Genomic DNA, 21,714 nt, shown 5'->3' with positions numbered 1-21,714 from the left:
TCCACTGTACTTCACAAACTGAAATATACTATTTGTTACGTGCGATATTCGTAATAAATTTATAACGATCTCCACGATAAATACATTTCACGTACTCTAGCGGTACCTCACCTTCTGAATATGACCATTGACGCATTACAAGTACAGGCGCCTTTTTAGGAATATGCAGATGTTCAGCTTCATTTTCCGTCGCAACGGAAGCTTCAATTGACTGAGTAGCGCTAACAAGTTTAAAGCCCAGTTTTTTCTCTAAATGTTCATATAAAGATTGTTGCAATATCTCTTCGTTAATATCTTTTACAAGAGCTGGCGACAAATATGTCGTCTCAAAAGCAATCGGTTCATCATCAGCTAAGCGAATACGCCTCACTTCATAAACCGATTCCCCCTCCTGTATTCTCAACCGGTCTGCTATTTTAGCAGTAGCTGGAACTAGGCGGAAACTAAGTAATTGACTACTTGGGTTCATCCCACGAGAAATCATGTCTTCTGTGAATCCCGTCATTCCTTGCAATTTTTGTTCCACTTTCGGAAGTTGGACAAATGTTCCAATTCCACGCTTCCGATATAAATAGCCTTGTTCCACTAAATTATTAATCGCCTGTCTGATTGTCATTCGACTCACTTCGAACTTATCACAAAGTTCATTCTCAGATGGGATTTTATCTCCCGGCTTCCATTCGCCGTCCTCAATTAGCTGTTTCACCCACTCTTGAATCTGATAATAGATCGGAAATGGTGAATACTTGTCGATGTTCATCAGCAATCGCCTCACTGCATAAAGATAGAGCTTCTTGATCAGCGATTACGGTTACATTCGGATGACGTTGTAAAACTGTAGCCGGACACTCTTCACTATATTCACCTTGCAATAATTCTTTAACAGCTTCTGCCTTTTTAGAACCCATAGCAACTAGTAGAATTTGTTTCGCTTTCATAATGCTTCCAATTCCCATTGTAATCGCATGAGTTGGCACATCTTCTTCTTTCTCGAAGAAGCGAAGGTTTGCTTGGCGTGTAGATTCTGTTAATTCAACAATGTTTGTTGGAGAATTAAACGGTGTTCCTGGCTCATTAAATCCGATGTGACCGTTTTCACCGATTCCAAGAATCTGTAGGTCAACTGGGTTAGCAGCTAGAATGCCCTCGTAACGTTTGCACTCTTTCTCTAAATCACTTGCCATCCCGTTTGGTACATAAGTTTGTTTAAATGGAAGATGATCAAACAACTGTTCTTGCATGAAATAGTGATAGCTGTTTTTATCTTCATGTGGTAAATTTACGTACTCATCTAAGTTTACAGTGGTTACACGGCTTGTATCAAGTTTATTTTTTCGCATTTCTGCATAAATACCTAATGGAGAGCTTCCTGTAGCCATTCCTAATGTTGGATTTTCTTTTGTTTTTACAACTTCTTCAATTAATTTATAACCTGCTTCTGCTAGTTCTTCTGGAGTTTTTACAACAAGAATATTCATTTAATTACTTCCCTTCCTTCATATGAATTCCTAAACGAACCGTATCATATACATGTAAATCTTCATTCATCACAACAAAGTCTGCATCTTTTCCTACCGCTAATGCACCTTTATTATTTAATCCAAACTCTTCTGCTTGGTTAACTGATGTCATCAGTACTGCATCTTCGATTGAACAACCTGTAAATTCAATTACATTTCGGAAAGCTTGATCCATTTTTAAAATACTACCAGCTAACGTTCCATCTTCTAATCGAGCACTACCATCTTTTACATGTACTGGCTGTCCGCCAAGCTCATATAATCCATCTTCAAGACCTTTTGCACGCATTGCGTCAGTAATAACACTTACTTTTTTTGGTCCTTTTAACTTATATGCTAATTTCACCATATCAGGGTGAATATGAATGCCATCTGTAATTACTTCAACCATTACATCTGGATTTAATAACACATGACCAACAACTCCTGGTTCACGGTGATGTAATCCACGCATTTGATTGTATAAATGTGTCGCATGTGTAATCTTTCTATTTTTTAGTTGCGCATCAATTGCATCTGTATGCCCCATTGTGCCAACTACACCAGTTTCAGCAAGATATTGTTCAAACTCTAATGCTCCCTCTTCTTCTGGTGCATATGTTACTAATTTAATTAAATTCCCACTTGCTTCTTGCCATTGTTTAAATTGCTCAATATTTGCAGGAACGATATGTTCAAGTGGTTGTGCACCTGCACGTTTCTTTGAAACATAAGGTCCTTCTAAGTGAATATATTCAAAATGCGCTCCTTTTTCTTTTGCTTCTTTTGCAGCAGTTAACGCTGCTTCAATTGCCTCTGGAGCTTGTGTCATTGTTGTTGGGAAGTAAGTTGTAACCCCTTCTTTTAACATTTCTTTACCTAGAGTTACTAACCCATCGCTATTTGCATCCATCGCATCAATATCGTATCCACCATGAATATGAACATCGATCATACCTGGAATTACAATCTTCCCTGTAGCATCAAAAACAGTTTCATTTTCTTGTGGTACATATTGAGCCATCAAACCAATTTCTTTAATGGTTTCTGCGTAACGAATAAATCCGTTTTCCACTATTTCTTGACCTGTGTAAATTTTGGCATTGATGACAATTTGCGTTTTCATTTTCATCGATCCTTTCCCATGAATTACCTACTTGTTATTATTACCTTATTCGCCTAGTTCCATCTTAATATACACACGAGTAGTTGTCTATACATTCTAATAAAATTTCCTTTTTATTCAACAGAAAAGGAAATTTCTTACGTCTCTTATAATTATAATATATATTATTCATTTTTCCAAAAAGGGACAGTATCGCCCCCTAATATAGAAATCACTTCAATAATGGCATTAACCCGCTAGACTCTAACATAATATGTTCACCATCTGTTTCCATTTCTACTGTACGTTTATTCGTTCTATATACCATTATACCGTGCCTTTTTAAGCGTTTCACTACACTTTGGTGAGGATGTCCATACGGATTACTACTCCCGTACGACAAAATAGCAAACTGCGGTTCCACTTTTTTTATAAACGTTTCACTTGTTGAAGTATATGAGCCGTGATGCCCCACTTTTAACACATCTGCATGGACATCAAATTGTTTTAATATTTCATGTTCTGTTCGTACATCCGCGTCACCCATTAATAAAAAATCCGCTTTTCCATATCGCACCTTTAAAACAATTGAGGATTCATTATTTTCATCTTTTGATTTCCCGTTGTTTAATACTTGTATAGAAACATGTGGATCCAGCGGTATATATTGTCCTTCCTTTACTGAAACGAAAGGTATCCCTCTTTTTTTAATATTATTCCGATACGTATGATAAGTAAGAGAACTATATGTTTTTCCGCTATCTAATATAAGCGATACCGGTATTTGCTCTACAATTGGAATTAACCCTCCTATATGATCCATATCGGGATGCGTACTGACAATTACATCTAGATGATTAATCCCTTTCTCAATTAATTTCTGAATAATAACCTCTCCTGCTTCATAAGGTCCTCCATCAATTAACATTGTTTGTCCATTTGGCATTATAATAAGTGTTGCGTCACCTTGCCCCACTTTTAAAAAGCTCACTTTCATTTTACTAAGATGTTGCCGATGCATATGTAAAGGAGACGTAGTATGAATGGACATCATATACCTTTTAGCTGATGCGCTATTTAAAGAAAAACATAATAAAACAGAAACTAATAATAAAATAATCCGCATACTTCTCATAACTCGTCTCCTTTTTTCATTTAGTATGGCACTGTAAATAATTGATATACAAAAAAAGCTTAGCAAAATGCTAAGCTTTTATTTCGATATCTCTTGTAAGGAACCGAAGAATAAATCCGCTTCATTCATTTGTTCATTCTCTTCAGAAAGCGGTGGTAAATCATCTAATGTTTTCAATCCAAATGTGTCCAAAAATTCTTTTGTTGTTCCGTATAAAATAGGACGCCCTGGTCCTTCTGCTCTTCCCATTTCTTTTATAAGTAAATGTGAAACCAACGTTTGTAACGCCTTATCGGTTTTAACTCCTCTAATCTCTTCCATTTCAGTCCTTGTGATTGGTTGGCGATATGCAACAATCGCTAAAGTTTCGAGGGCAGCTTGTGAGAGTGAAGCAGCTGTTGGTGTATCTATTAATTTTTGATAATATGAAGCATGTTCTTTCTTTGTAGCAAAACGATATACTTTTGCATACTGTACAATTTGCAAACCACGGTTTGCACCTTCACATTCTTGTTGCATTTCTTCTAAAATATTAATTACTTCATTCATTTCAATTTCAAGAACTTTCGCTATTTGTTCTGGATAAATCCCTTCATCACCAGAAACAAATAAAAGGCCTTCAATAATTGACTTTTGTTCTTTCCTATCCATTTCACGAGCTCCTTCCTTCTATTTTCCCATAAAAATACACATCAAAAAACCGAATCACAATTAATGCGTTCGGTTCAATATTTTTTCTCTTGTTCCAAACGATACATTAAAACATAGCATGAGATAAAATGTTTCTATCCCATTTTCACATACTTGCTCTATGCAGATTTATTAGAGCTTGATACGAAAATTTCATCAAAATTATGTTCTTGCTCAATTATGATTTGTTGATTTTTCATAAGTTCCAGAACTGCTAAAAATGTTACAACCATTATTTCACGTTCATCATCAACAAACAAATCGTAAAAACTTTGGCGACCACCCTTTATTTTTAACTGCTTTAAAATATCAGTCATTCGCTGTTCAATTGGTATTTCTTGACGAGTAATACGTGTTGTTACAGGTTTTTTTGCCTTTTTACGGCGCATTAATTTTTGAAATGCTGCTAGCATATCATATAACGTAACATCAAGAGGTAAGCTTGTCTCCTCTTCTTGTTGCAACGATGTAAAGTCAATTGGTGGACGTGTATATAGCTGTGCTCTTTCTTGTTCTCTTTCTTTTAACTCAGTAGCAACTTGCTTATATTTCTTATATTCAATTAACCTCTCCATCAATTCTTGACGAGGATCATCTATAAAATCATCACCGTTATCAAGTACATCTTCTTCATGTTTCGGCAACAACATCTTACTTTTAATTTGTAATAACGTTGCAGCCATTACTAAATACTCACTTGCAACATCTAATTGAAGTTCTTTCATCGTATGCACATAAGATAAATATTGCTCTGTAATATCTGCTACAGGAATATTATATATATCAATTTCATAACGATGTATTAAATGTAACAATAGATCTAACGGCCCTTCAAAAGCCTCTACTTTAAAATTATATTGCACAAAGCATCCCACCACATTTTTTCTATAACAACATAAGTATAGAGCATACTCATGTTCTATCCAACCTTTTTAAGAAATTTAATTAAAAATAGACCGATGCCTATGTCATCATGCCCACCACTTCATATGATAACAGTGTAGTAAGAACAATGTAGGAGGTCAAAAAACTATGGGTCACGTTGATTGTGGTTTTAGCGGTGGGTTCGCATTACTTGTTGTACTGTTTATTTTACTAATTATTGTAGGAGCAGCTTGCTTCTGCTAATATGAACAATAACGGCTAGGGGGAAACCTCCTAGTCGTTTATTGTTCATATTTCTATGATACACTTATATGTATAACCGTTAGATAGGAGCGAGAAAACATGTATCCTACCGAATACATACAATTTTTAATTCATTTCCATGGAGATTATGACTATTTTGAATGCCACGAAATACTAGAAGAGTATTGGAAAACAAAACCAAGAGGTAATCGTGATCATTACTTAGTTGGTCTCATTCAAATCGCAGTTTCTTTATACCACCAAAGACGTGCTAATTGGAATGGTTCCACAAAAATGATGAAAAGCGCAATCACAATTTTAGAAAAAAGCGGTGTGCCTTTACAACGTTTAGGAATTAATCAAGTACAACTTCTTTCCTTGCTCAATGAAAGATTGCAATCTATCCATAAAAAAGAACGTTTTGTACCTTTATTTTTACCCTTATCAGATTCATCGTTAGAGAAGCAGTGCATAGAGTTATGTCAAAAACAAAACCTCTCTTGGAAAGACTTGAATGCTATCCCAGGTGAATATATTATAAACAAGCACACTTTGCGTGATCGCACAGAGGTCATTACTGAACGAAACGAACAATTACAAAAAAGAAAGCAGAGATAATAAACTACTTATCTCTGCTTTCACGAATGTATATTTTGTTCTAGCCCTTTACATTTTTCGCAAAAACTTGCCGTTTGCTCATTTCCGCAAATTGTAAACTCAAGAAATTTACTCTTTAACTCTTGAACCATCTTCGTTCCAATCCCCAAATGACGGTGAGACGGGTTCACACTCAAATGCTGAATTTCTAATACTTGATTCTCTTTTTTTACAATCCCCATTATTCCAACAAAATCTTCATTTTCTTTCCACAAATACAATTGCCAATCATCTTTTGCTTCATATTCTTTCATTGTCAATTGTAATGTTTTCACATCTTTTTCAGTTGGCATAAACGAAAGAAGCCCCATTGCAATTTTTTCATAACTTTTTTTAAAACGAATTAACATAACCCTTATCCCTTCTTACAAAAGTTACAAACTAGTAATCCCCTCAATCACTCTTTTCATATCACATTCATTTTACAATATTTTCAACAGAGTGAGAAGAGTCTAAAACAACTTGATAATCATACAAAGCGAAAAGAAGAAAGTCAAATCTATGTTTCAGCACTATTCCTTTAATAAATAGAGTTAAAAAAAGAAAATTTTATATGGAATGGAAAGAAACATATCATTCAACAGCACTTCATTCATAGTTACCCTAAAGCAGCACAATTCTAGCAAAATTAATATAACAAAAAATATTTATTGAAACATATAATGTAATGTATTCTATGTAATTGGTTAAAGGTTTGTTCTCACAAGCAATATATTTTAGCAACAATACTACTTGTATGATGAGCTGTAGAAGAAGTACTCAATCTCATTAAAAATAAAAAAGAGAGCAAAAGCTCTCTTTTTCCTTACCTTATTCTTCCCAAACTTTAACTTCTTTCATTACATCGCCTTGACGCATTTTTAATACTGTTTCAATACCGCTTGTTGCTTTACCAAATACAGTATGAACACCATCTAAATGCGGCTGTGGCTCATGAACGATAAAGAATTGGCTACCGCCTGTGTTACGGCCAGCGTGAGCCATAGAAAGTGATCCTACAAGGTGTCTATGAGGGTTTCCATCAGTTTCACATGGAATAGAGTAACCTGGGCCACCTGCACCTGTACCTGTTGGGTCTCCACCTTGGCTTACGAAGCCAGGAATAACACGGTGGAATGTCACACCATCATAAAATCCTTGCTCTGCTAATTTTTTAAAGTTTTCTACTGTTTTCGGTGCTTCTTCTGGGAAAAATTCCAAGTCGATTTTTTCACCGTTTTCCATTAATATGTATCCTAAAGTTTTCATGCGTATATGTCTCCTTTCAATTATCTCAGCACTATATTACCACATTCATGACTAGAAACAAAAAGAATCCGACAATCTAGATACTTCTTTTTTGAAATGTGGAAAAAGCTAGGTGACAAATAAGAAATATATACTATAATAACTTTGTTGCCCGAAAATTTTAGAAAGAGAAAGGGAGCGATTTTTCGTGAAAACGAAATTATTAGCTCTGCTATTAGCTGTAACGGTATTTATGATGCCAACAGCTTCATTTGCAGACATCATCGAGGGAGAATCAATTGTTACATTAGGAGAGAACTTATCCGAACAACAAAAACAAGATCTGTTAAAAGAAATGAAAACACCAAAAGATGCTACAATTATCACTGTATCTAATGCGGAAGAACATAAATTTCTAGAAGGCATTGTTCCAAAAGCACAAATTGGTACGAGAGCAATTTCTTCTTCTATGATTACATACACAAAACCAGGATCTGGTCTTATTGTACGATCAAAGAACATTAACTGGGTAACAGATGCAATGTACACTAACGCTTTGATTACAGCAGGTGTAAAAGATGCAGAAATTCAAATTACTGCACCTTTTAAAGTTTCAGGAACTGCAGCTTTAACTGGATTAATGAAAGCATACGAAACTGCGTCCAATAAACAAATTCCTGAAGAAGTTAAAAAAGTAGCGAATGAAGAAATGGTACAAACAGCCCAGCTTGGTGATAAAATTGGTGAAGAAAAAGCAGTTCAACTTGTTGCAAAAATTAAAGAAGAAATTGCAAAAGAACAGCCAAAAACAACAGAAGATTTACGTTCATTAATTAAAAAAATTGCTGACCAACTCGGCATTACATTAACAGATGAACAGTTAGATAACTTAGTATCGTTATTTGATAAAATGAAGAATCTTAATATCGATTGGAATCAAGTTGGTAGTCAATTAAACAAAGCAAAAGAACATGTTTCTGCCTTTTTAGGATCTGAAGAAGGGCAAAGTTTTCTAGATAAAGTGAAAGATTTCTTCTCAAGTATCATTGATTTTGTTAAATCTTTATTCAAGTAAAAAAGAAGCCCGCCAATGACGGGCTTCTTTTTTATACAAGTAACGGTAATTTCATAACAGCCTCTTCAACCGAACGCACTATGTGATTTGCTTTCTCCTTTACATATGGATGGGCATGATGAAGAGTAAATGAATGTGGGGTTACTTCAAACATAGAAATATCATTGAAAGAATCTCCAATACAAGCAACTTCATTTGCTTCAATTTGCAAATGATCCATTAGTCGCTTTAGAGCACTCCCCTTACTCACGCCTCTTGGCATAATATCAACATAGCGTTTACCTGATATAAAAACTTCCGCTTCGCCTTGAAACGTATCTCGTAGCTCTTGATCTAACGTCACAATTTTCTCTTCTTCTCCAAAAACAAACAATTTTGCAGGGTGTACAGTCTTACCAAACTCTTCTTCTAACGCTTCAATTTCAGCGATATGCACGCCCATATATGCTTCAAAATTATGGTGATGTTCATTCTTCCTTTTTGTATATCGCTGCTCATTTGCACAAACAATATCCGCTAGTCCTTTTTTATGTATATACCGATATATTTCCTGAGCAACCGTATTTTCAAAACTCGATTCATGAAATAAATTCCCATCCGGAAGTAACATTGTCGCTCCATTTAAGCCAGTTGTGTAATATGGGAATGAAAACCTTTTTACAACTTCATCAATTCTGTGTGTAAAGCGGCCAGAGGCAAAACAAATATTTGTCCCTTTCTCAGCTAACCAACACAGCGCACGTTCATCTTCTTTTTGCATATGATTCACATCGTAAACGAGCGTGTCATCTAAATCACTTACAAATAATTTAATCATGTCCTCTTCCCCTTCCATACACAATATCTACTCTAAGTGTACACAAAAAATGTTTGATTTTTGTTAAAAAATAATAAATTTTTGCTAAAAAAAATAAACGGGTGTATAATCCCGTTTATTTTTGTCTTTTTACATTTTGAGGTCTTACAATACTTGGTCGTACTTTTAAACTAGACATTGTTGGACGGAGTAAAATTTTTGTTAACGCGCCCCAATCAAATGGTAAAAACGGCCATAAATAAGGTGTTTGTAAACTTTTTATAGACGTTAAAAATAAAATTAATATCGTCATACCAATTACAAATCCCATCTCATGGAAGAGACCTGTTAAAATAATAACAAACAATTTCCCAACCTTATTCCCTAATCCTAATTCATAACTCGGTGTTGCATATGCACCAACCATCGAAACTGCTACATACAAAATTACTTCTGGCACAAACAAACCTACATCAATTGCAATTTGACCAATTAATATAGCGGAAATCAACCCTGCTGCAGACGATAACGGCGTTGGAGTATGAATGGCTGCCATCCTTAAAAACTCAAGTCCGACCTCTGCCATTAACACTTGTAATAAAATTGGTAAATGCGTCATCTTAGTCGGTCCAATAAAAGCCAGATTTGCTGGCAAAAGAGTTGGATCAAATACAAACACTAACCAAAATGGTAATAAAAATAACGAAAATATAACACCTAAAAAGCGCACCCAGCGTAAAAATGTACCGACAGCTGGATTTTGTCTAAACTCTTCCGCATGCTGTAAATGATGAAAATATGTTGTCGGTGTAATCATAGCACTTGGTGATGTGTCGACGAGTACTAACACATGCCCTTCTAGTAGGTGATTTGCTGCTACATCTGGTCTTTCTGTATATCGAATAAGCGGGAATGGGTTATAGCTTTGCTTTACAACAAATTCTTCCACTGTTTTATCCGCCATCGTAATTCCATCTACATCAATGTTATTTAATTCTTGTTTTATAATCTTTACTAAATCCGCATTTGCAACATCTTGTACGTATGTAATACAAATATCCGTTTGCGATCTATCTCCTACTCGAACCATTTCATTTCGAAGGCGTGGATCTCGAATTCTTCTACGAATTAATGCTGTATTTACAACGATATTTTCAACAAATCCATCCCTCGCACCACGTACTACCTTTTCGGTATCTGGTTCTGTCGGTGTTCGCCCTGGATAACTACGAACATCGATCGCGAACGCTTCCGTTTCACCTTCTACAAATATCACAATGAGTCCTGATAATACTTGGAGCATTACCTCATCCATCGTTTTCACTTTGCTTACTTGTTGATGGATTAAGCGATTCTCTAAAAGCTTAACTGTATCTTCTTCTACATCCCTTATCTCATTTGTATCCACGGCTTCTTCTAAAATATGGATAATATAATTTGTATCACAAAGTCCGTTTACAAATAACACACCAATTTCTTTATTCAAAATTTGAAATTTACGAATGCCAACATCGTATGTAACGCCTAGTCCAACTGTCTGTTTTAAATAATTTTCATTGTCACTTATGAAAGTTGATATAGGGATATCCACTTTTTTAGGCTTCGTCATAAAATCCACTCCTTTCTAAAATTAATTGAATTGCTTTCTTTGTAATAGGTGACCCTCTCTCCCATTCATCATTTCCGCACATTTTACCAATATCACCAACTCCAACAATGACAGGAACATTTAAATCGTCTAAACAATATATTGTATCTCCGCTAATCCTGCCAATTTCACCATCTGGAAGTCCAAATTTATCAACACCGTATTCGGTTAAATTCCCGTTCCGATCTACACTTACATCTACACGTGCCCATTCCCAATGATGCGTATTAGACGCTACTGCTAAAATACCGAGCACATCAATTTGTTTATGGGTAGCCACATATTTTAAAGCCTTTTCACCAGATCCTTCTCCAATAAATCCACTGTCATCAAACATGACAAATACAGGGTCATATGGCGTTTGCATAATAAGCTCAACAACTTTTTTCCCTGTCAATTTGGTTGGATTACTTTGTGATGCTGAAATACACCTTCCCCCAAATTCCTTCGTTAAAAGCTCAATTGTCCGCTTTGCATATTCATCTCCATCTGTGACCAAAACAACCCTTCGTCTCATTTGATTTATCCTTTCGGTTTACATATAAGTGCTATAAAAAATGAAAACAATATCGCTGCGGAAATACCCGCAGACGTTAAACTAAACATGCCAATACCAATTCCTAAATATCCATGTTTTTCTGCTGCATGCATTGCTCCGTGCAATAGTGAATGTCCAAAACTTGTAATAGGGACTGTCGCTCCAGCACCTGCAAACTTTATTAGTTTATCGTATAATCCAAATCCATCTAAAATTGCTCCGATGACTACAAAAGTTGCCATTAAATGAGCTGGTGTTAACTTTACGAAATCTAACAATAGTTGCCCAATTAAACAAATAGCTCCACCTACAAGAAATGCATATATAAAATCCACAATTCACTCTCCTTTAACTCTCTCAAATACGACACCATGTGCAATTGTTGGAATCGTTTCCTTCTGTTGCATCATCATTGGGCTTAATAATGCACCAGTCGCAACGACAAAAATTCGTTGTAAATTCCCTTTTTGCATCTCGTGTAATAAATGACCATACGTAACAACTGCTGAACAAGCGCAACCACTACCACCTGCAAACACTTCTTCTTGACTTGCTTCATAAATCATCAATCCACAATCATTGTATATATGCCCAAGATCATAACCTTCCTCAAGTAAAAGTTGTTTCGCAATCGGCGTCCCAACAGCTGATAAATCACCCGTAACAATCAAATCATAATCATCGGCACTTCTTCTTAAATCTTCAAAATGTTGTTGAATTGTATGAGCTGCTGCTGGAGCCATCGCTGCCCCCATATCCAAAGGATTTGTGATTCCTAAATCTTGCACTTTTCCGATTGTAGCTGACGTAATTTTAATTGCACTTTTTTCATCGCTAATTAATATAGATCCTGCACCAGTCACAGTTGAATTTGCTGTCCCTGGTTTTTGTCCACCATACTCTGTTGGATAGCGAAATTGTCTTTCAGCCGTTGCATTATGACTGCTTACTGTAGCTAAGACACGATTTGCAAATCCACCGTCTATAAAAGCTGAGCCAACTGCTAAAGTCTCCATAGACGTCGCACAAGCGCTAAACATTCCTAAAAAAGGAATGCCCCACTTACGCGCAACATAATTTGCTGTCACTGTTTGATTTAATAAATCTCCCGCTAAAAAGAAATCAATTTGCGATGTTTTTATATTCCCTTTTTGCACCGCTTGTTGAATTGAGTCTGACATTAATCTTCGTTCGGCGAGCTCCCAATTTTCTTCTCCACAATGCAAGTCATCATATGAAATATCAAATTTTTTCCCAAGAGGGCCCTCAGCTTCTTTCGGACCGACAGCAGTGCCCGTTGCATTTACATATATATCATTTTGAAATACCCACGTTTGTTTTCCGGTCAACCTCATACTAGCCCCTCCTTTAAGACATAAAAATTTTAAAGGTATACCTTATTAACCCAATGATATATGCACCAACAACCCCAAATACAATCACACTTCCTGCCAGTTTAAACATATTTGTAGCAATCCCTAGAACAACCCCTTCGCTCTTATGTTCTAAGGCAGCGCTCGCCATAGAATTTGCAAATCCTGTTACCGGTACCGCTGATCCTGCTCCAGCAAATTGACCAATTTTATCATATACACCACACCCTGTTAAAATCGCGGATAATAAAACAAGAGTTGCAACAGTTGGGTTTCCTGCCTCTTGTTCACTAAAGTGAAAATAATGTATATAAAATTTCATCAATGCTTCTCCAACTGTGCAAATGAGTCCACCTACAAGAAATGCTTTGATACAATTTAGTAAATAGTTTGGCTTTGGATGATACTCCTTCACTTTATTTATGTAATCATCCTTCAATTTCTGACTTGTCATTTATATACTGCCTCCTACTTTACGAAATAAATCCAGTGAAACAACGATCCTATTACTTTCCCAAGTACAATAGCAACGAGTAAAACAATAATCTTGCCCTCTACCCCTACTCGTTTCGCTAAAATAGGTAGAACATTTAACACCTCTGTTAATGCCGCAGCAAGCATTCCAATGAACGTGCCACAAAATATCCCTAATATAACGAGCCAATATTGCGACGTTTGAAATGTAATGTTTTTCAAACTGCACCAAGCCCCTGTTAAAGTACCTGCAATAACTGCCCACTCAAAATATTGAATATGCTTTCCACTTCTCGTTAATTGGGCTAAACGGGGGATTATACCAAGTACAGCTAAAAATGCGACATATCCGCTACCTACCGCAATCCCTCCAGCTAAACCAATTAAAATAACAAATCCATACTCAATCATCGGTAAGTTGTTTCATATTATCCTTGTTTTCATTAACGATTACATACTGATCAAGTGACTGTTGGTATTGAAACATCTCAACTTCTAGCGGACTTGGCTCTTCATTAATTCGCTTTTGAAATACATGATTAAAGAATAAAACCATCCCTAAACCAAGACCTAAAGAATAAGGAATTTGAAATAAAAGTGGTTGCGCATTAAATTCTCCAGTAATCATGTAATATAACCGTTGATGTACTTGTTGCATACTTACATCTTCATGGAAATAAATGATCGCAAGGGCCGCTCCAATGAAAAGTAATAGCCATACAAGCCCGAAAAAAATTGGGTGTGCCTTCTTTTTTTCGTATATAATTTCAACAAGAGTTTGTCCAGAACCGAGTAAATTAATTTGTAGATGAGATGCTTTCTGTTGAATAATCTCAATTACTTTCATAACATCAATTACAACATGCGTCTTATCATGCGCTGTTATTTTGTAAACTATCTCATTTTGTAACAACTCAACTACGGAAGAATCTCCGGCAAGTTGAGCAACATCGCCCAGCTTTACTTCATAAGTAGGAGAAACTTTTAAACGATTGCGCATTTTAATATAAATCGTTTGTTCCAACTTTCATTCACCCCTTCACTCTTCCTCGTAGTTGTAGTATGGTTATTGAATTTTTTTCTAATACAATTTTTTCATAAAAAAACATCTGCACCATTTCGGTACAGATGTTTTTTACTTATGCCTTTTTCTTAAATAAGTTTGCAATACTTAATGCAAGCCCTCCCCAAATGACTACTATTCCAATAACCATCATCATAATTGCTGATCCACTCATTATGAAACACCTCGATCTTTCCACTCTTTTTCAAGCTTGGCAGAATCCGAATGTATTTGTGCATTCCATTTCTTTAGACTAATAATTAGCGCAACGATAAGGAAGGCTGCTGCTATCGACCAACCATACGTTACAACAAACTCAGTCGGATAATCTCCATAATTCTTTTTAATGTTTTGGATTGTACCATCAATTAGCATATACCCTAACATAAGCGGAGTAATAACGAGTAAACTTACTCTCCAAAACGTTCCTAATTTAATATCAGATACAAAGTTTGCATGATTTTGATAAACTGGTAAACGACGTAAAATGAGCCCTATCGTCACTACTTCCGCAAGTGCAATTGTAATTAATCCGAAATTATTAGCGAAATAGTCGACAACATCTAAGAACATAAGCCCACCACGTGTTGCAAATACAAGAGAAACTAACACGAGAAGGGTTCCCATAATTCCAATGGTTTTTTCCCGACTTAAACTGAATTTTTCAGACACAGCAGCAAAACATACTTCCGCGAGTGAAATAAGTGATGTGATTCCAGCAACCGTTAACGATAAGAAAAATAATACACCAAACAACGGTGACATCGGCAATTCATTAATAATTTGCGGAAATACTACGAACGCAAGCCCAACGCCAGCACTTGCTACTTTATCAACCGGTACTCCCATATTATTCGCCATAAATCCAAGAGCTGCAAAGACCCCAATACCTGCTAATAATTCAAATCCTGAGTTGGCAAATCCAGTAATAAAGGCATTATTTGTTGTATCCGAGTTTTTCGGTAAATAACTAGAATACGTAATCATAATTCCAAATGCTAAAGATAAACTAAAGAATATTTGACCATAAGCAGCAAGCCATACTTTCCCATCAAAAATACGACTCCAATCTGGTTTAAAGAATGCATCTAGTCCTTGCATAGCACCTTCCATCGTCACTGCACGAACGACGATAATAAGGAACATAACAACTAATAAAGGAATAAATATACGGTTAACAACTTCGATTCCTTTTTTAACTCCTTTAAATGCAACGCCAAGCACAATAATCCAAACGAGAACTAATGGAATTAATACTTCCGGTACAAGTCCTCCAAATTGCCCTGGCTTATCTGCAACATGTAAGTACTCTTTAAATAAAAATGATTGCGTGTCTTTTCCCCATGCTCCAGTAATTGCAAAGTATGTATACGATATAGACCAAGCAATAATCACTGCATAATATGTTGAAACGATAAATGTTACGCACATTTGCCATCATCCAATAAATTCGGCACGCGGGCTAATACGGAAAAATGTAAGTGGTGCTGAACCACGATGACGATGACCAAGGGCAAACTCAAACGCTAACAATGAAATACCAGTCGTTAATAATGCAAATAAGTACGGTAAAAAGAATGCTCCTCCTCCATTTTCATACGCTGTATAAGGAAAACGCCATATGTTTCCTAATCCAACGGCAGATCCGACCGCTGCAAAAATAAATCCAGCTCTCGTTCCCCATTGTTGCCTCGTTTCCATGTTTCCTTCCCCCTTTATGACAAGTTCATACTTGGATTATATTTTAAATTGACTAAATTATCAATAAATTCTGTTAATTTTTGCAAAAATTAACATCTCTCTCCTATTAACGGCATAAAAAAATCGAATAGACAATTATTCGTCTATTCGATCTTTCATCTGTTTTAATATTTTCTTTTCAAGTCTTGAAACTTGTACTTGCGAAATGCCTATGCGCTCTGCTACTTCTGACTGTGTTTGATCTTTATAGTAACGCAAGTATACAATTAAGCGCTCTCGTTCATCTAGTTCTCTAATCGCTTCTTTTAAAGCAATTTTATCGAACCATTTCGTTTCAGATTGATCTGCAATTTGATCTAAAATAGTGATTGGATCTCCATCGTTTTCATATACAGTTTCATGTATAGACGAAGGGGCCCGGCTCGCTTCTTGTGCTAGAACAACTTCCTCTGGCGTTAGTTCTAGTGCCTCTGCCACTTCATTAATCGTTGGAGCCCTTCCGAATTCTTTCGAAAGCTCATCTCTCATCTTTCGAATTTTGTTTCCTGTTTCTTTTAAAGACCTACTAACTTTCACTGATCCATCATCACGTAAGAAACGTTGTATTTCACCAATAATCATTGGAACTGCATATGTTGAAAATTTCACGTCGAAAGATAAATCAAATTTATCTACCGATTTCAAGAGCCCAATACATCCAATTTGAAATAGGTCGTCTGGTTCGTATCCTCGATTAAGAAACCGCTGTACAACCGACCAAACGAGGCGCATATTACTTTGAACGATTGCATCTCTCGCTTGTTGATCTCCATCTTGACTTTTTTGAATTAACGCTTTTAGCTCGTGGTCCTTTAACTGAGGTTTCTTCTTCTCATTTTTGACCTCTATGTCCATAGGCTATTCTCCTTAATTGCATAGAGCGTTACTATTTGATAAGTATTTTGTCAAATGGATTGTTGTCCCGAAAGATTCGTTTGAAATAACTTCTACTTCATCCATAAAATTTTCCATGATAGTAAATCCCATTCCGGAACGCTCTAATTCAGGTTTAGTTGTAAAAAGGGGTTGTCTCGCTTCATCTAAGTTAAAGATTCCAATCCCTTCATCTCGAATCGTGAGTTTCACCATTGCTTCTTCCAAAATTACAGAAATATAAACAATACCTTCTGCATTTCCTTCGTATCCATGAATAATTGCATTTGTAACCGCTTCTGACACAACTGTTTTAATCTCCGTTAATTCTTCCATCGTTGGATCTAGTTGTGCAATGAAAGCCGCTACTGTAACGCGAGCGAACGATTCATTTTGACTTAATGCTGAAAATTGAAGGTTCATTTCATTTCTCATCTATGCCACCCCCAACGTCGCGAGCGCGTGCGCTTCACTTTCTTCTAAGCGAACGATTTTGAATAAGCCCGACATTTCAAATAAACGCTTAACAGGCGGTGAAATTGCACAAACAACCATTTCTCCACCTAATCCCTTTACGTGTTTATATCGGCCTAATATAACACCTAGACCAGAACTATCCATAAAAGATAAGTTCTCTAGGCTCAAAACAATATGATGAACACCATGTGTCTCAATCATATCTGTTACTTTCGTTCGCAACTCTTCAGCCGTATGATGATCTAATTCACCCTCTAGTCTCACACATAGGACGTCACGTTTTACTTCTAATTGCATGGAAAGACTCACACGATTTCCTCCTTATGCTCAAACTTTACTTATTCACATACATAAAGATTTTCGTGATACAAAATAAGAATCCTTCCTGCTGACAAAAGAAGAACTATTTCGTCATAAAGTGAAACCTTTCAGCATTATTCACTTACATACGAATAGAAAAGCGGCAAAATATTTGCCGCTATTTTGATGTTGAAAACATCCCAAAACTTCTTTTAAATAACTCCCACCAGCTCGCTGCAGCAACATCTTCTTTTGCTACAATTGTTTGTTTTAATAAAACATCTTTATCTTTTTTAATAACAAGTGTACCAAGCGCGTCACCTTTTTTAATCGGTGCTTTTACTTTCTTTTCAGCAATTACTTCTTGTTTTACCTTGTCCATATTCTCGCCCTTCTTCATAAGAAGAGAAACATTATCTGATGCAACTAAATCTACTTTTTCTTTTTTCCCTTTCCCTACTTGAACTGTCTTAATTTTTTCGCCGCGCGTATACAATTTCTTTGTCATATATTGACCAAATGCGTAGTCAAGAAGCTTCGTCACTTGGTTGTTCCGTTCTTTTGATGTTGGTGCTCCCATGACAACTGAAATGATACGCATGCCATTTTTTTCAGCCGATGCTGTTAAACAATATTTCGCTTCTGTCGTAAAACCTGTTTTTACTCCATCTACGCCAGGATAAAAACGTACTAGCTTATTCGTATTAACGAGCCAAAACTTTTTATCCGTATCTTCACGTAAATAATCTTCGTACTTACCTGTGTATTTACGAATAAGTGGATACTTCATCAATTCTCTCGCCATTATAGCCATATCATTTGCTGTCGAATAATGGTCTTTGGCCGGAAGACCTGTTGGGTTTTGAAAATGTGTATTTTTCAGCCCTAGATCTTTCGCCTTTTTGTTCATCATATTTACAAATCCTTCTTCTGAACCTGCGATATGCTCGGCTACTGCAACAGATGCGTCATTTCCAGATGCAATTGCAATACCCTTTAACATCTCATTTACAGTCATCTCTTCCCCAGGTTCTAAAAAGATTTGCGATCCACCCATTGAAGCTGCATGTTCGCTCGCTCTAACTTTATCGGTCAGTTTTAGTTTTCCTTTTTCAACTTGTTCCATAATTAAAAGCATTGTCATAATCTTTGTCATACTAGCAGGTGGTAATTTTTCATTTGGGTTTTTATCAAATAAAACTTTACCTGTATCTTGCTCAATTACGATTGCTGACGACGCTTGTTCCGCTAACTTCGGTGTTGTTTCTTCTGTTTTCTCCTGCTTCGTTTTCTCAGATTGTGCGAAACTCACTGAAGTTCCAGAAAGCAATAACATGAAACAAACAAGTATTCCAAAAACTCGCTTCATGACTAACCCTCCATTCTATATCAGACCTATTTTTTCCAATTTACCTTTTTTAATACCAAATTTTTCTAACATTTTCAGTTGACAAATACATTCGTCCCCTATATTGTATTAAGTGTATTACTCACAGTAGTACACTTAATACATATGAGGAAGGAGACATTGCTCTTGCATATTCAACTTGACCCAAGAAGCAACACTCCGATATGGGAACAAATTGTTCAAAATATAAAAGAACTCGTATTGAAAAACATGTTGGCTCCAAGTGATAAACTTCCTTCTGTACGCGAACTCGCTTCTTTACTCGTTATAAATCCAAATACAGTGAGTAAAGCGTATCAAGAGTTAGAGCGACAAGGAATTATTGAAACGTTACGAGGAAAAGGAACATTTGTATCCCAATCGATTACCCCAACATTAGACGAAAGGAAAATCGCTATGGTTGAAAAGCAATTTCATCAATTACTATTAGAAGCCTCTTATCTTGGTATTACGAAAGATAAAATTCATGATTGGATAGATTCATACTATAAAGAGATTGGAGGGAATACGGATGTTGAAAGTGACAAACTTGAAGAAAACAATTGATAGTCAAACAATTTTAGACAATGTTTCTTTCACATTGCAAAGAGGGAGTATCATCGGATTACTCGGAAGAAACGGTGCGGGGAAAACAACTTTATTGCGAACGATGGTCGGTATTTTAGACCCAGACGAGGGAACTGTTACATATGAAGATACAAACATTCATCAGTTTCCTGAAATAAAGCAAAAAATTGTATATGTTCCTGATTCTACTAATATACTGAACGGCTATACGATAAAAGAAATCGTAAAGTTTTATAAAGAAGTTTATACCGCATTTGATGAAACACATTTCTATGAACTGTTAGAACGTTTTAACTTACCAAACAAACGAATTCGTAGCTATTCAAAAGGCATGAAAGCACTGCTCGCCATCATTTTAGCTGTTTCTACAAAGGCAGAATATATCATTTTAGATGAACCGACAAATGGACTTGATCCTATCGTGAAAAGGAAAATTTTACAGTTTCTCGTTGGAGAAGTTGCAGAAAAAGAGATTACCATTTTCATCTCCACTCACCATTTAGATGAAGTAGAACAAATTGCAGATACAATTATTATATTAAAAGGCCATACTATCTCGTCTATTACATCACTAGACGATGCAAAATCACGATTTGCAAAAATACAAGTAGCTTACGAACGTTCATTACCTCAAAAGCTAGAAAACTTAAGCAATATTAAAATATTAAACCAAACAGGAAAAGTATATACAATCTTAATTGAGGGAAATGTGGCTACAACACTCGAGAAGTTTTACAAAGAGCAACCTATACTTATTGAAGAATTAACAATGTCACTTGAAGATATTTTTATCACTACATTTGAGGAGGATTCACATGTTTCATAAAGCTTTATGGATGAGGCAATGGAAGCAAGGAAAATATATAATTCTATTATTTTGGTTAACTAGTTTATATCAACTACCTTATAAATATTATCAAGAAGCGCAAATGCAACTAAAACTATCAAAAATGAAGTTTGGTGACTATGCATATTACTACTCCTACTATTTTCAGACATCTGATGGTGCCGTCTTCTTTCAAGGAGCTACTCTAATTGCACTCGCTTGTCTTTTAATTGGATGGGAACGTAATAATCAATCAACTGATTTTCTATTCTCGATGCCTTTTAAACGAAAGGATATTTTTTTAACAAAATGGTGGCTTGGTGTTTTGAATATTATTACAGTACAAATTGTTTGCTGGATTAGCATGTACGGAATAAAGAACATGTCGTTTCACAATGAGTATCAAACCTTTGCTCCGTTCTATAGTTACTTTCTATATGCTACGGTTGTACTTATCGCTATTTATACATTCGCCTTATTTATCGGGACTCTTACTGGACATATATTTTCTCAAAGTATTTTAACTATCATTCTATTATTTTTACCATACGGTTTTGGATTGTTAATTTCCGGATTCATTTATTCACACACACAATGGTCTGTAGATGCAATGGGAGAAATAGAGCACCATACTCATGAGTACTTACAACATATAGGTATCATTTCACCATTAGAATATTTTTCTATTACTTATGATTACCACCCGATAGAAACATTTGATGACTATGGCAATAAACTTTCTAGTGTACCACAGGACAATCCTACGGAGCGTATTTCTGTACCTTCTCCTTGGACACTATTAACACCATTTGCTTACATCATTACCTTTTTATCAATAGCAACCTTTCTATACACACGTACACCAAACGAACAAAGTGGAAAAATACTATTGTTTCCTAACTTGCAAAAATGGTTCATAATTTGCACTGTTCTATGCTTCGGACTACTTGGTGGTAGAATATTAGGCGGACGAGATGCACTTCTGTCTTATTATGTTGGATTTTTCCTATTCGCTACCATAAGTTACTTCATTTTTACACGTCTATTAAAATTGAAGTTTGCTTTTGTAGGGAAATAAATATGCATTAAGGTGGTGGATACATGTTTCCAAAAGC

General features: G+C 35.8%; 27 protein-coding genes and 1 pseudogene. 6 read left to right on the top strand and 22 right to left on the bottom strand.

Going from position 1 to position 21,714, the window contains the following annotated elements:
- Positions 1–28 precede the first annotated feature (28 nt).
- From phnF to scpA, 6 genes are all read right to left on the bottom strand, one after another.
- A complete protein-coding gene (gene phnF, locus QCI79_RS30820; protein WP_021727649.1) occupies positions 29–760 on the bottom strand; it encodes a phosphonate metabolism transcriptional regulator PhnF in 732 nt (243 codons plus the stop codon).
- Positions 690–1,478, bottom strand: coding sequence for a glucosamine-6-phosphate deaminase (nagB, locus tag QCI79_RS30815; RefSeq protein WP_001024212.1), 789 nt, complete (start codon positions 1,476–1,478; stop codon positions 690–692). The genes phnF and nagB overlap by 71 nt, the downstream gene beginning before the upstream one ends.
- Positions 1,479–1,482: 4 nt before the next feature.
- Positions 1,483–2,625: an N-acetylglucosamine-6-phosphate deacetylase gene (gene nagA, locus QCI79_RS30810; protein WP_001987227.1), complete on the bottom strand. Its 1,143-nt coding sequence runs from the start codon at positions 2,623–2,625 to the stop codon at positions 1,483–1,485.
- 211 nt (positions 2,626–2,836) lie between these two features.
- Entirely contained in the window at positions 2,837–3,739 is a 903-nt protein-coding gene (locus QCI79_RS30805; protein WP_001257288.1) for a ComEC/Rec2 family competence protein, read from the bottom strand.
- Between the two features lie 78 nt (positions 3,740–3,817).
- Positions 3,818–4,390, bottom strand: coding sequence for a segregation/condensation protein ScpB (scpB, locus tag QCI79_RS30800; RefSeq protein ID WP_000375171.1), 573 nt, complete (start codon positions 4,388–4,390; stop codon positions 3,818–3,820).
- 158 nt (positions 4,391–4,548) lie between these two features.
- On the bottom strand, positions 4,549–5,292 hold the full coding sequence (gene scpA, locus QCI79_RS30795; protein ID WP_001199753.1) for a segregation/condensation protein A: 744 nt from the start codon (positions 5,290–5,292) through the stop codon (positions 4,549–4,551).
- Positions 5,293–5,461: 169 nt separating this feature from the next.
- Here scpA and QCI79_RS30790 point away from each other — a divergent pair, with 169 nt between their 5' ends.
- The gene (locus tag QCI79_RS30790) at positions 5,462–5,557 is read left to right on the top strand and encodes a YjcZ family sporulation protein (RefSeq protein WP_000510194.1); all 96 of its coding nucleotides are present in this window, start codon (positions 5,462–5,464) and stop codon (positions 5,555–5,557) included.
- Positions 5,558–5,656: 99 nt separating this feature from the next.
- Entirely contained in the window at positions 5,657–6,175 is a 519-nt protein-coding gene (locus QCI79_RS30785; protein WP_000283597.1) for a DUF309 domain-containing protein, read from the top strand.
- A 20-nt stretch (positions 6,176–6,195) separates the two neighbouring features.
- Here QCI79_RS30785 and ribT read toward each other — a convergent pair whose 3' ends face one another.
- Both ribT and QCI79_RS30775 read right to left on the bottom strand, forming a co-directional pair.
- Complete coding sequence (ribT, locus tag QCI79_RS30780; protein WP_021727648.1) at positions 6,196–6,564, bottom strand: GNAT family N-acetyltransferase RibT; 369 nt, start codon at positions 6,562–6,564, stop codon at positions 6,196–6,198.
- 460 nt (positions 6,565–7,024) lie between these two features.
- Positions 7,025–7,462, bottom strand: a complete 438-nt coding sequence (locus tag QCI79_RS30775) for a peptidylprolyl isomerase (RefSeq protein WP_000853782.1) — start codon at positions 7,460–7,462, stop codon at positions 7,025–7,027.
- A gap of 187 nt (positions 7,463–7,649) precedes the next feature.
- On the opposite strand from QCI79_RS30775, the gene QCI79_RS30770 reads away from it, so the two are divergent.
- The gene (locus QCI79_RS30770; RefSeq protein ID WP_000850518.1) at positions 7,650–8,516 is read left to right on the top strand and encodes a DUF1002 domain-containing protein; all 867 of its coding nucleotides are present in this window, start codon (positions 7,650–7,652) and stop codon (positions 8,514–8,516) included.
- A 31-nt stretch (positions 8,517–8,547) separates the two neighbouring features.
- Here QCI79_RS30770 and QCI79_RS30765 read toward each other — a convergent pair whose 3' ends face one another.
- The 14 genes and pseudogenes from QCI79_RS30765 to dacF all read right to left on the bottom strand — a co-directional run bounded on the left by QCI79_RS30765 (position 8,548) and on the right by dacF (position 19,167).
- Positions 8,548–9,351: a Cof-type HAD-IIB family hydrolase gene (locus QCI79_RS30765; protein WP_002101284.1), complete on the bottom strand. Its 804-nt coding sequence runs from the start codon at positions 9,349–9,351 to the stop codon at positions 8,548–8,550.
- A 97-nt stretch (positions 9,352–9,448) separates the two neighbouring features.
- Positions 9,449–10,921, bottom strand: a complete 1,473-nt coding sequence (gene spoVAF, locus QCI79_RS30760; protein WP_000165592.1) for a spore germination protein SpoVAF — start codon at positions 10,919–10,921, stop codon at positions 9,449–9,451.
- The gene (gene spoVAEA, locus QCI79_RS30755) at positions 10,908–11,477 is read right to left on the bottom strand and encodes a stage V sporulation protein SpoVABEA (protein ID WP_001254415.1); all 570 of its coding nucleotides are present in this window, start codon (positions 11,475–11,477) and stop codon (positions 10,908–10,910) included. Before spoVAEA ends, spoVAF begins: the two co-directional genes overlap by 14 nt.
- Before the next feature lie 5 nt (positions 11,478–11,482).
- Complete coding sequence (gene spoVAE / locus QCI79_RS30750; RefSeq protein ID WP_000345904.1) at positions 11,483–11,833, bottom strand: stage V sporulation protein AE; 351 nt, start codon at positions 11,831–11,833, stop codon at positions 11,483–11,485.
- A 3-nt stretch (positions 11,834–11,836) separates the two neighbouring features.
- A complete protein-coding gene (spoVAD, locus tag QCI79_RS30745) occupies positions 11,837–12,853 on the bottom strand; it encodes a stage V sporulation protein AD (RefSeq protein ID WP_001241158.1) in 1,017 nt (338 codons plus the stop codon).
- Between the two features lie 13 nt (positions 12,854–12,866).
- Positions 12,867–13,325 carry a stage V sporulation protein AC gene (spoVAC, locus tag QCI79_RS30740; RefSeq protein ID WP_000203807.1) on the bottom strand — a complete coding sequence of 153 codons (459 nt, stop codon included), beginning with the start codon at positions 13,323–13,325 and terminating at the stop codon, positions 12,867–12,869.
- Positions 13,326–13,339: 14 nt separating this feature from the next.
- Positions 13,340–13,756, bottom strand: a complete 417-nt coding sequence (spoVAB, locus tag QCI79_RS30735; RefSeq protein WP_000575190.1) for a stage V sporulation protein SpoVAB — start codon at positions 13,754–13,756, stop codon at positions 13,340–13,342.
- The gene (locus tag QCI79_RS30730) at positions 13,749–14,369 is read right to left on the bottom strand and encodes a stage V sporulation protein AA (protein WP_000438365.1); all 621 of its coding nucleotides are present in this window, start codon (positions 14,367–14,369) and stop codon (positions 13,749–13,751) included. Before QCI79_RS30730 ends, spoVAB begins: the two co-directional genes overlap by 8 nt.
- A 115-nt stretch (positions 14,370–14,484) precedes the next feature.
- On the bottom strand, positions 14,485–14,583 hold the full coding sequence (locus QCI79_RS30725) for a methionine/alanine import family NSS transporter small subunit (RefSeq protein WP_000016826.1): 99 nt from the start codon (positions 14,581–14,583) through the stop codon (positions 14,485–14,487).
- A pseudogene (locus tag QCI79_RS30720) lies at positions 14,583–16,109 on the bottom strand (sodium-dependent transporter). Before QCI79_RS30720 ends, QCI79_RS30725 begins: the two are co-directional and overlap by 1 nt.
- A gap of 135 nt (positions 16,110–16,244) precedes the next feature.
- Positions 16,245–17,003, bottom strand: a complete 759-nt coding sequence (gene sigF, locus QCI79_RS30715) for an RNA polymerase sporulation sigma factor SigF (protein ID WP_021727647.1) — start codon at positions 17,001–17,003, stop codon at positions 16,245–16,247.
- Between the two features lie 12 nt (positions 17,004–17,015).
- Entirely contained in the window at positions 17,016–17,456 is a 441-nt protein-coding gene (gene spoIIAB, locus QCI79_RS30710; RefSeq protein ID WP_001243398.1) for an anti-sigma F factor, read from the bottom strand.
- Entirely contained in the window at positions 17,457–17,807 is a 351-nt protein-coding gene (gene spoIIAA, locus QCI79_RS30705; protein WP_000059135.1) for an anti-sigma F factor antagonist, read from the bottom strand. It abuts the gene before it with no gap.
- Positions 17,808–17,976: 169 nt separating this feature from the next.
- Positions 17,977–19,167: a serine-type D-Ala-D-Ala carboxypeptidase DacF gene (gene dacF / locus QCI79_RS30700; RefSeq protein ID WP_000831995.1), complete on the bottom strand. Its 1,191-nt coding sequence runs from the start codon at positions 19,165–19,167 to the stop codon at positions 17,977–17,979.
- A gap of 165 nt (positions 19,168–19,332) precedes the next feature.
- Between dacF and QCI79_RS30695 the strand changes: the two genes are divergently transcribed.
- The 3 genes from QCI79_RS30695 to QCI79_RS30685 are packed head-to-tail and all read left to right on the top strand — an operon-like array spanning position 19,333 to position 21,677.
- Positions 19,333–19,752 (top strand): GntR family transcriptional regulator, encoded by a 420-nt coding sequence (locus QCI79_RS30695; RefSeq protein ID WP_000548027.1) that lies wholly within the window; start codon positions 19,333–19,335, stop codon positions 19,750–19,752.
- A complete protein-coding gene (locus QCI79_RS30690) occupies positions 19,718–20,599 on the top strand; it encodes an ABC transporter ATP-binding protein (RefSeq protein WP_000922115.1) in 882 nt (293 codons plus the stop codon). The genes QCI79_RS30695 and QCI79_RS30690 overlap by 35 nt, the downstream gene beginning before the upstream one ends.
- On the top strand, positions 20,589–21,677 hold the full coding sequence (locus QCI79_RS30685) for an ABC-2 transporter permease (RefSeq protein ID WP_000468509.1): 1,089 nt from the start codon (positions 20,589–20,591) through the stop codon (positions 21,675–21,677). The genes QCI79_RS30690 and QCI79_RS30685 overlap by 11 nt, the downstream gene beginning before the upstream one ends.
- Positions 21,678–21,714 lie beyond the last annotated feature (37 nt).

The sequence above is a fragment of the Bacillus cereus group sp. MG1 genome, from assembly GCF_040460035.1.
GTDB classification, from domain to species: Bacteria; Bacillota; Bacilli; order Bacillales; family Bacillaceae_G; genus Bacillus_A; species Bacillus_A cereus.
This window is presented reverse-complemented; position numbering and strand designations above follow the sequence as displayed.

Excerpts from the sequence above, each read along its gene's own strand:
- QCI79_RS30805 (WP_001257288.1), bottom strand. The coding sequence starts at position 3,739 with ATGAGAAGTATGCGGATTATTTTATTATTAGTTTCTGTTTTATTATGT.
- scpB (WP_000375171.1), bottom strand. The coding sequence starts at position 4,390 with ATGGATAGGAAAGAACAAAAGTCAATTATTGAAGGCCTTTTATTTGTT.
- spoVAB (WP_000575190.1), bottom strand. The coding sequence starts at position 13,756 with ATGATTGAGTATGGATTTGTTATTTTAATTGGTTTAGCTGGAGGGATT.
- phnF (WP_021727649.1), bottom strand. The coding sequence starts at position 760 with ATGAACATCGACAAGTATTCACCATTTCCGATCTATTATCAGATTCAA.
- QCI79_RS30685 (WP_000468509.1), top strand. The coding sequence starts at position 20,589 with ATGTTTCATAAAGCTTTATGGATGAGGCAATGGAAGCAAGGAAAATAT.
- QCI79_RS30790 (WP_000510194.1), top strand. The coding sequence starts at position 5,462 with ATGGGTCACGTTGATTGTGGTTTTAGCGGTGGGTTCGCATTACTTGTT.
- QCI79_RS30765 (WP_002101284.1), bottom strand. The coding sequence starts at position 9,351 with ATGGAAGGGGAAGAGGACATGATTAAATTATTTGTAAGTGATTTAGAT.
- ribT (WP_021727648.1), bottom strand. The coding sequence starts at position 6,564 with ATGTTAATTCGTTTTAAAAAAAGTTATGAAAAAATTGCAATGGGGCTT.
- QCI79_RS30690 (WP_000922115.1), top strand. The coding sequence starts at position 19,718 with ATGTTGAAAGTGACAAACTTGAAGAAAACAATTGATAGTCAAACAATT.
- sigF (WP_021727647.1), bottom strand. The coding sequence starts at position 17,003 with ATGGACATAGAGGTCAAAAATGAGAAGAAGAAACCTCAGTTAAAGGAC.
- nagB (WP_001024212.1), bottom strand. The coding sequence starts at position 1,478 with ATGAATATTCTTGTTGTAAAAACTCCAGAAGAACTAGCAGAAGCAGGT.
- spoVAD (WP_001241158.1), bottom strand. The coding sequence starts at position 12,853 with ATGAGGTTGACCGGAAAACAAACGTGGGTATTTCAAAATGATATATAT.
- QCI79_RS30775 (WP_000853782.1), bottom strand. The coding sequence starts at position 7,462 with ATGAAAACTTTAGGATACATATTAATGGAAAACGGTGAAAAAATCGAC.
- spoIIAB (WP_001243398.1), bottom strand. The coding sequence starts at position 17,456 with ATGAGAAATGAAATGAACCTTCAATTTTCAGCATTAAGTCAAAATGAA.
- spoVAEA (WP_001254415.1), bottom strand. The coding sequence starts at position 11,477 with ATGAGACGAAGGGTTGTTTTGGTCACAGATGGAGATGAATATGCAAAG.
- QCI79_RS30785 (WP_000283597.1), top strand. The coding sequence starts at position 5,657 with ATGTATCCTACCGAATACATACAATTTTTAATTCATTTCCATGGAGAT.
- dacF (WP_000831995.1), bottom strand. The coding sequence starts at position 19,167 with ATGAAGCGAGTTTTTGGAATACTTGTTTGTTTCATGTTATTGCTTTCT.
- spoVAC (WP_000203807.1), bottom strand. The coding sequence starts at position 13,325 with ATGACAAGTCAGAAATTGAAGGATGATTACATAAATAAAGTGAAGGAG.
- QCI79_RS30725 (WP_000016826.1), bottom strand. The coding sequence starts at position 14,583 with ATGAGTGGATCAGCAATTATGATGATGGTTATTGGAATAGTAGTCATT.
- spoVAF (WP_000165592.1), bottom strand. The coding sequence starts at position 10,921 with ATGACGAAGCCTAAAAAAGTGGATATCCCTATATCAACTTTCATAAGT.
- nagA (WP_001987227.1), bottom strand. The coding sequence starts at position 2,625 with ATGAAAACGCAAATTGTCATCAATGCCAAAATTTACACAGGTCAAGAA.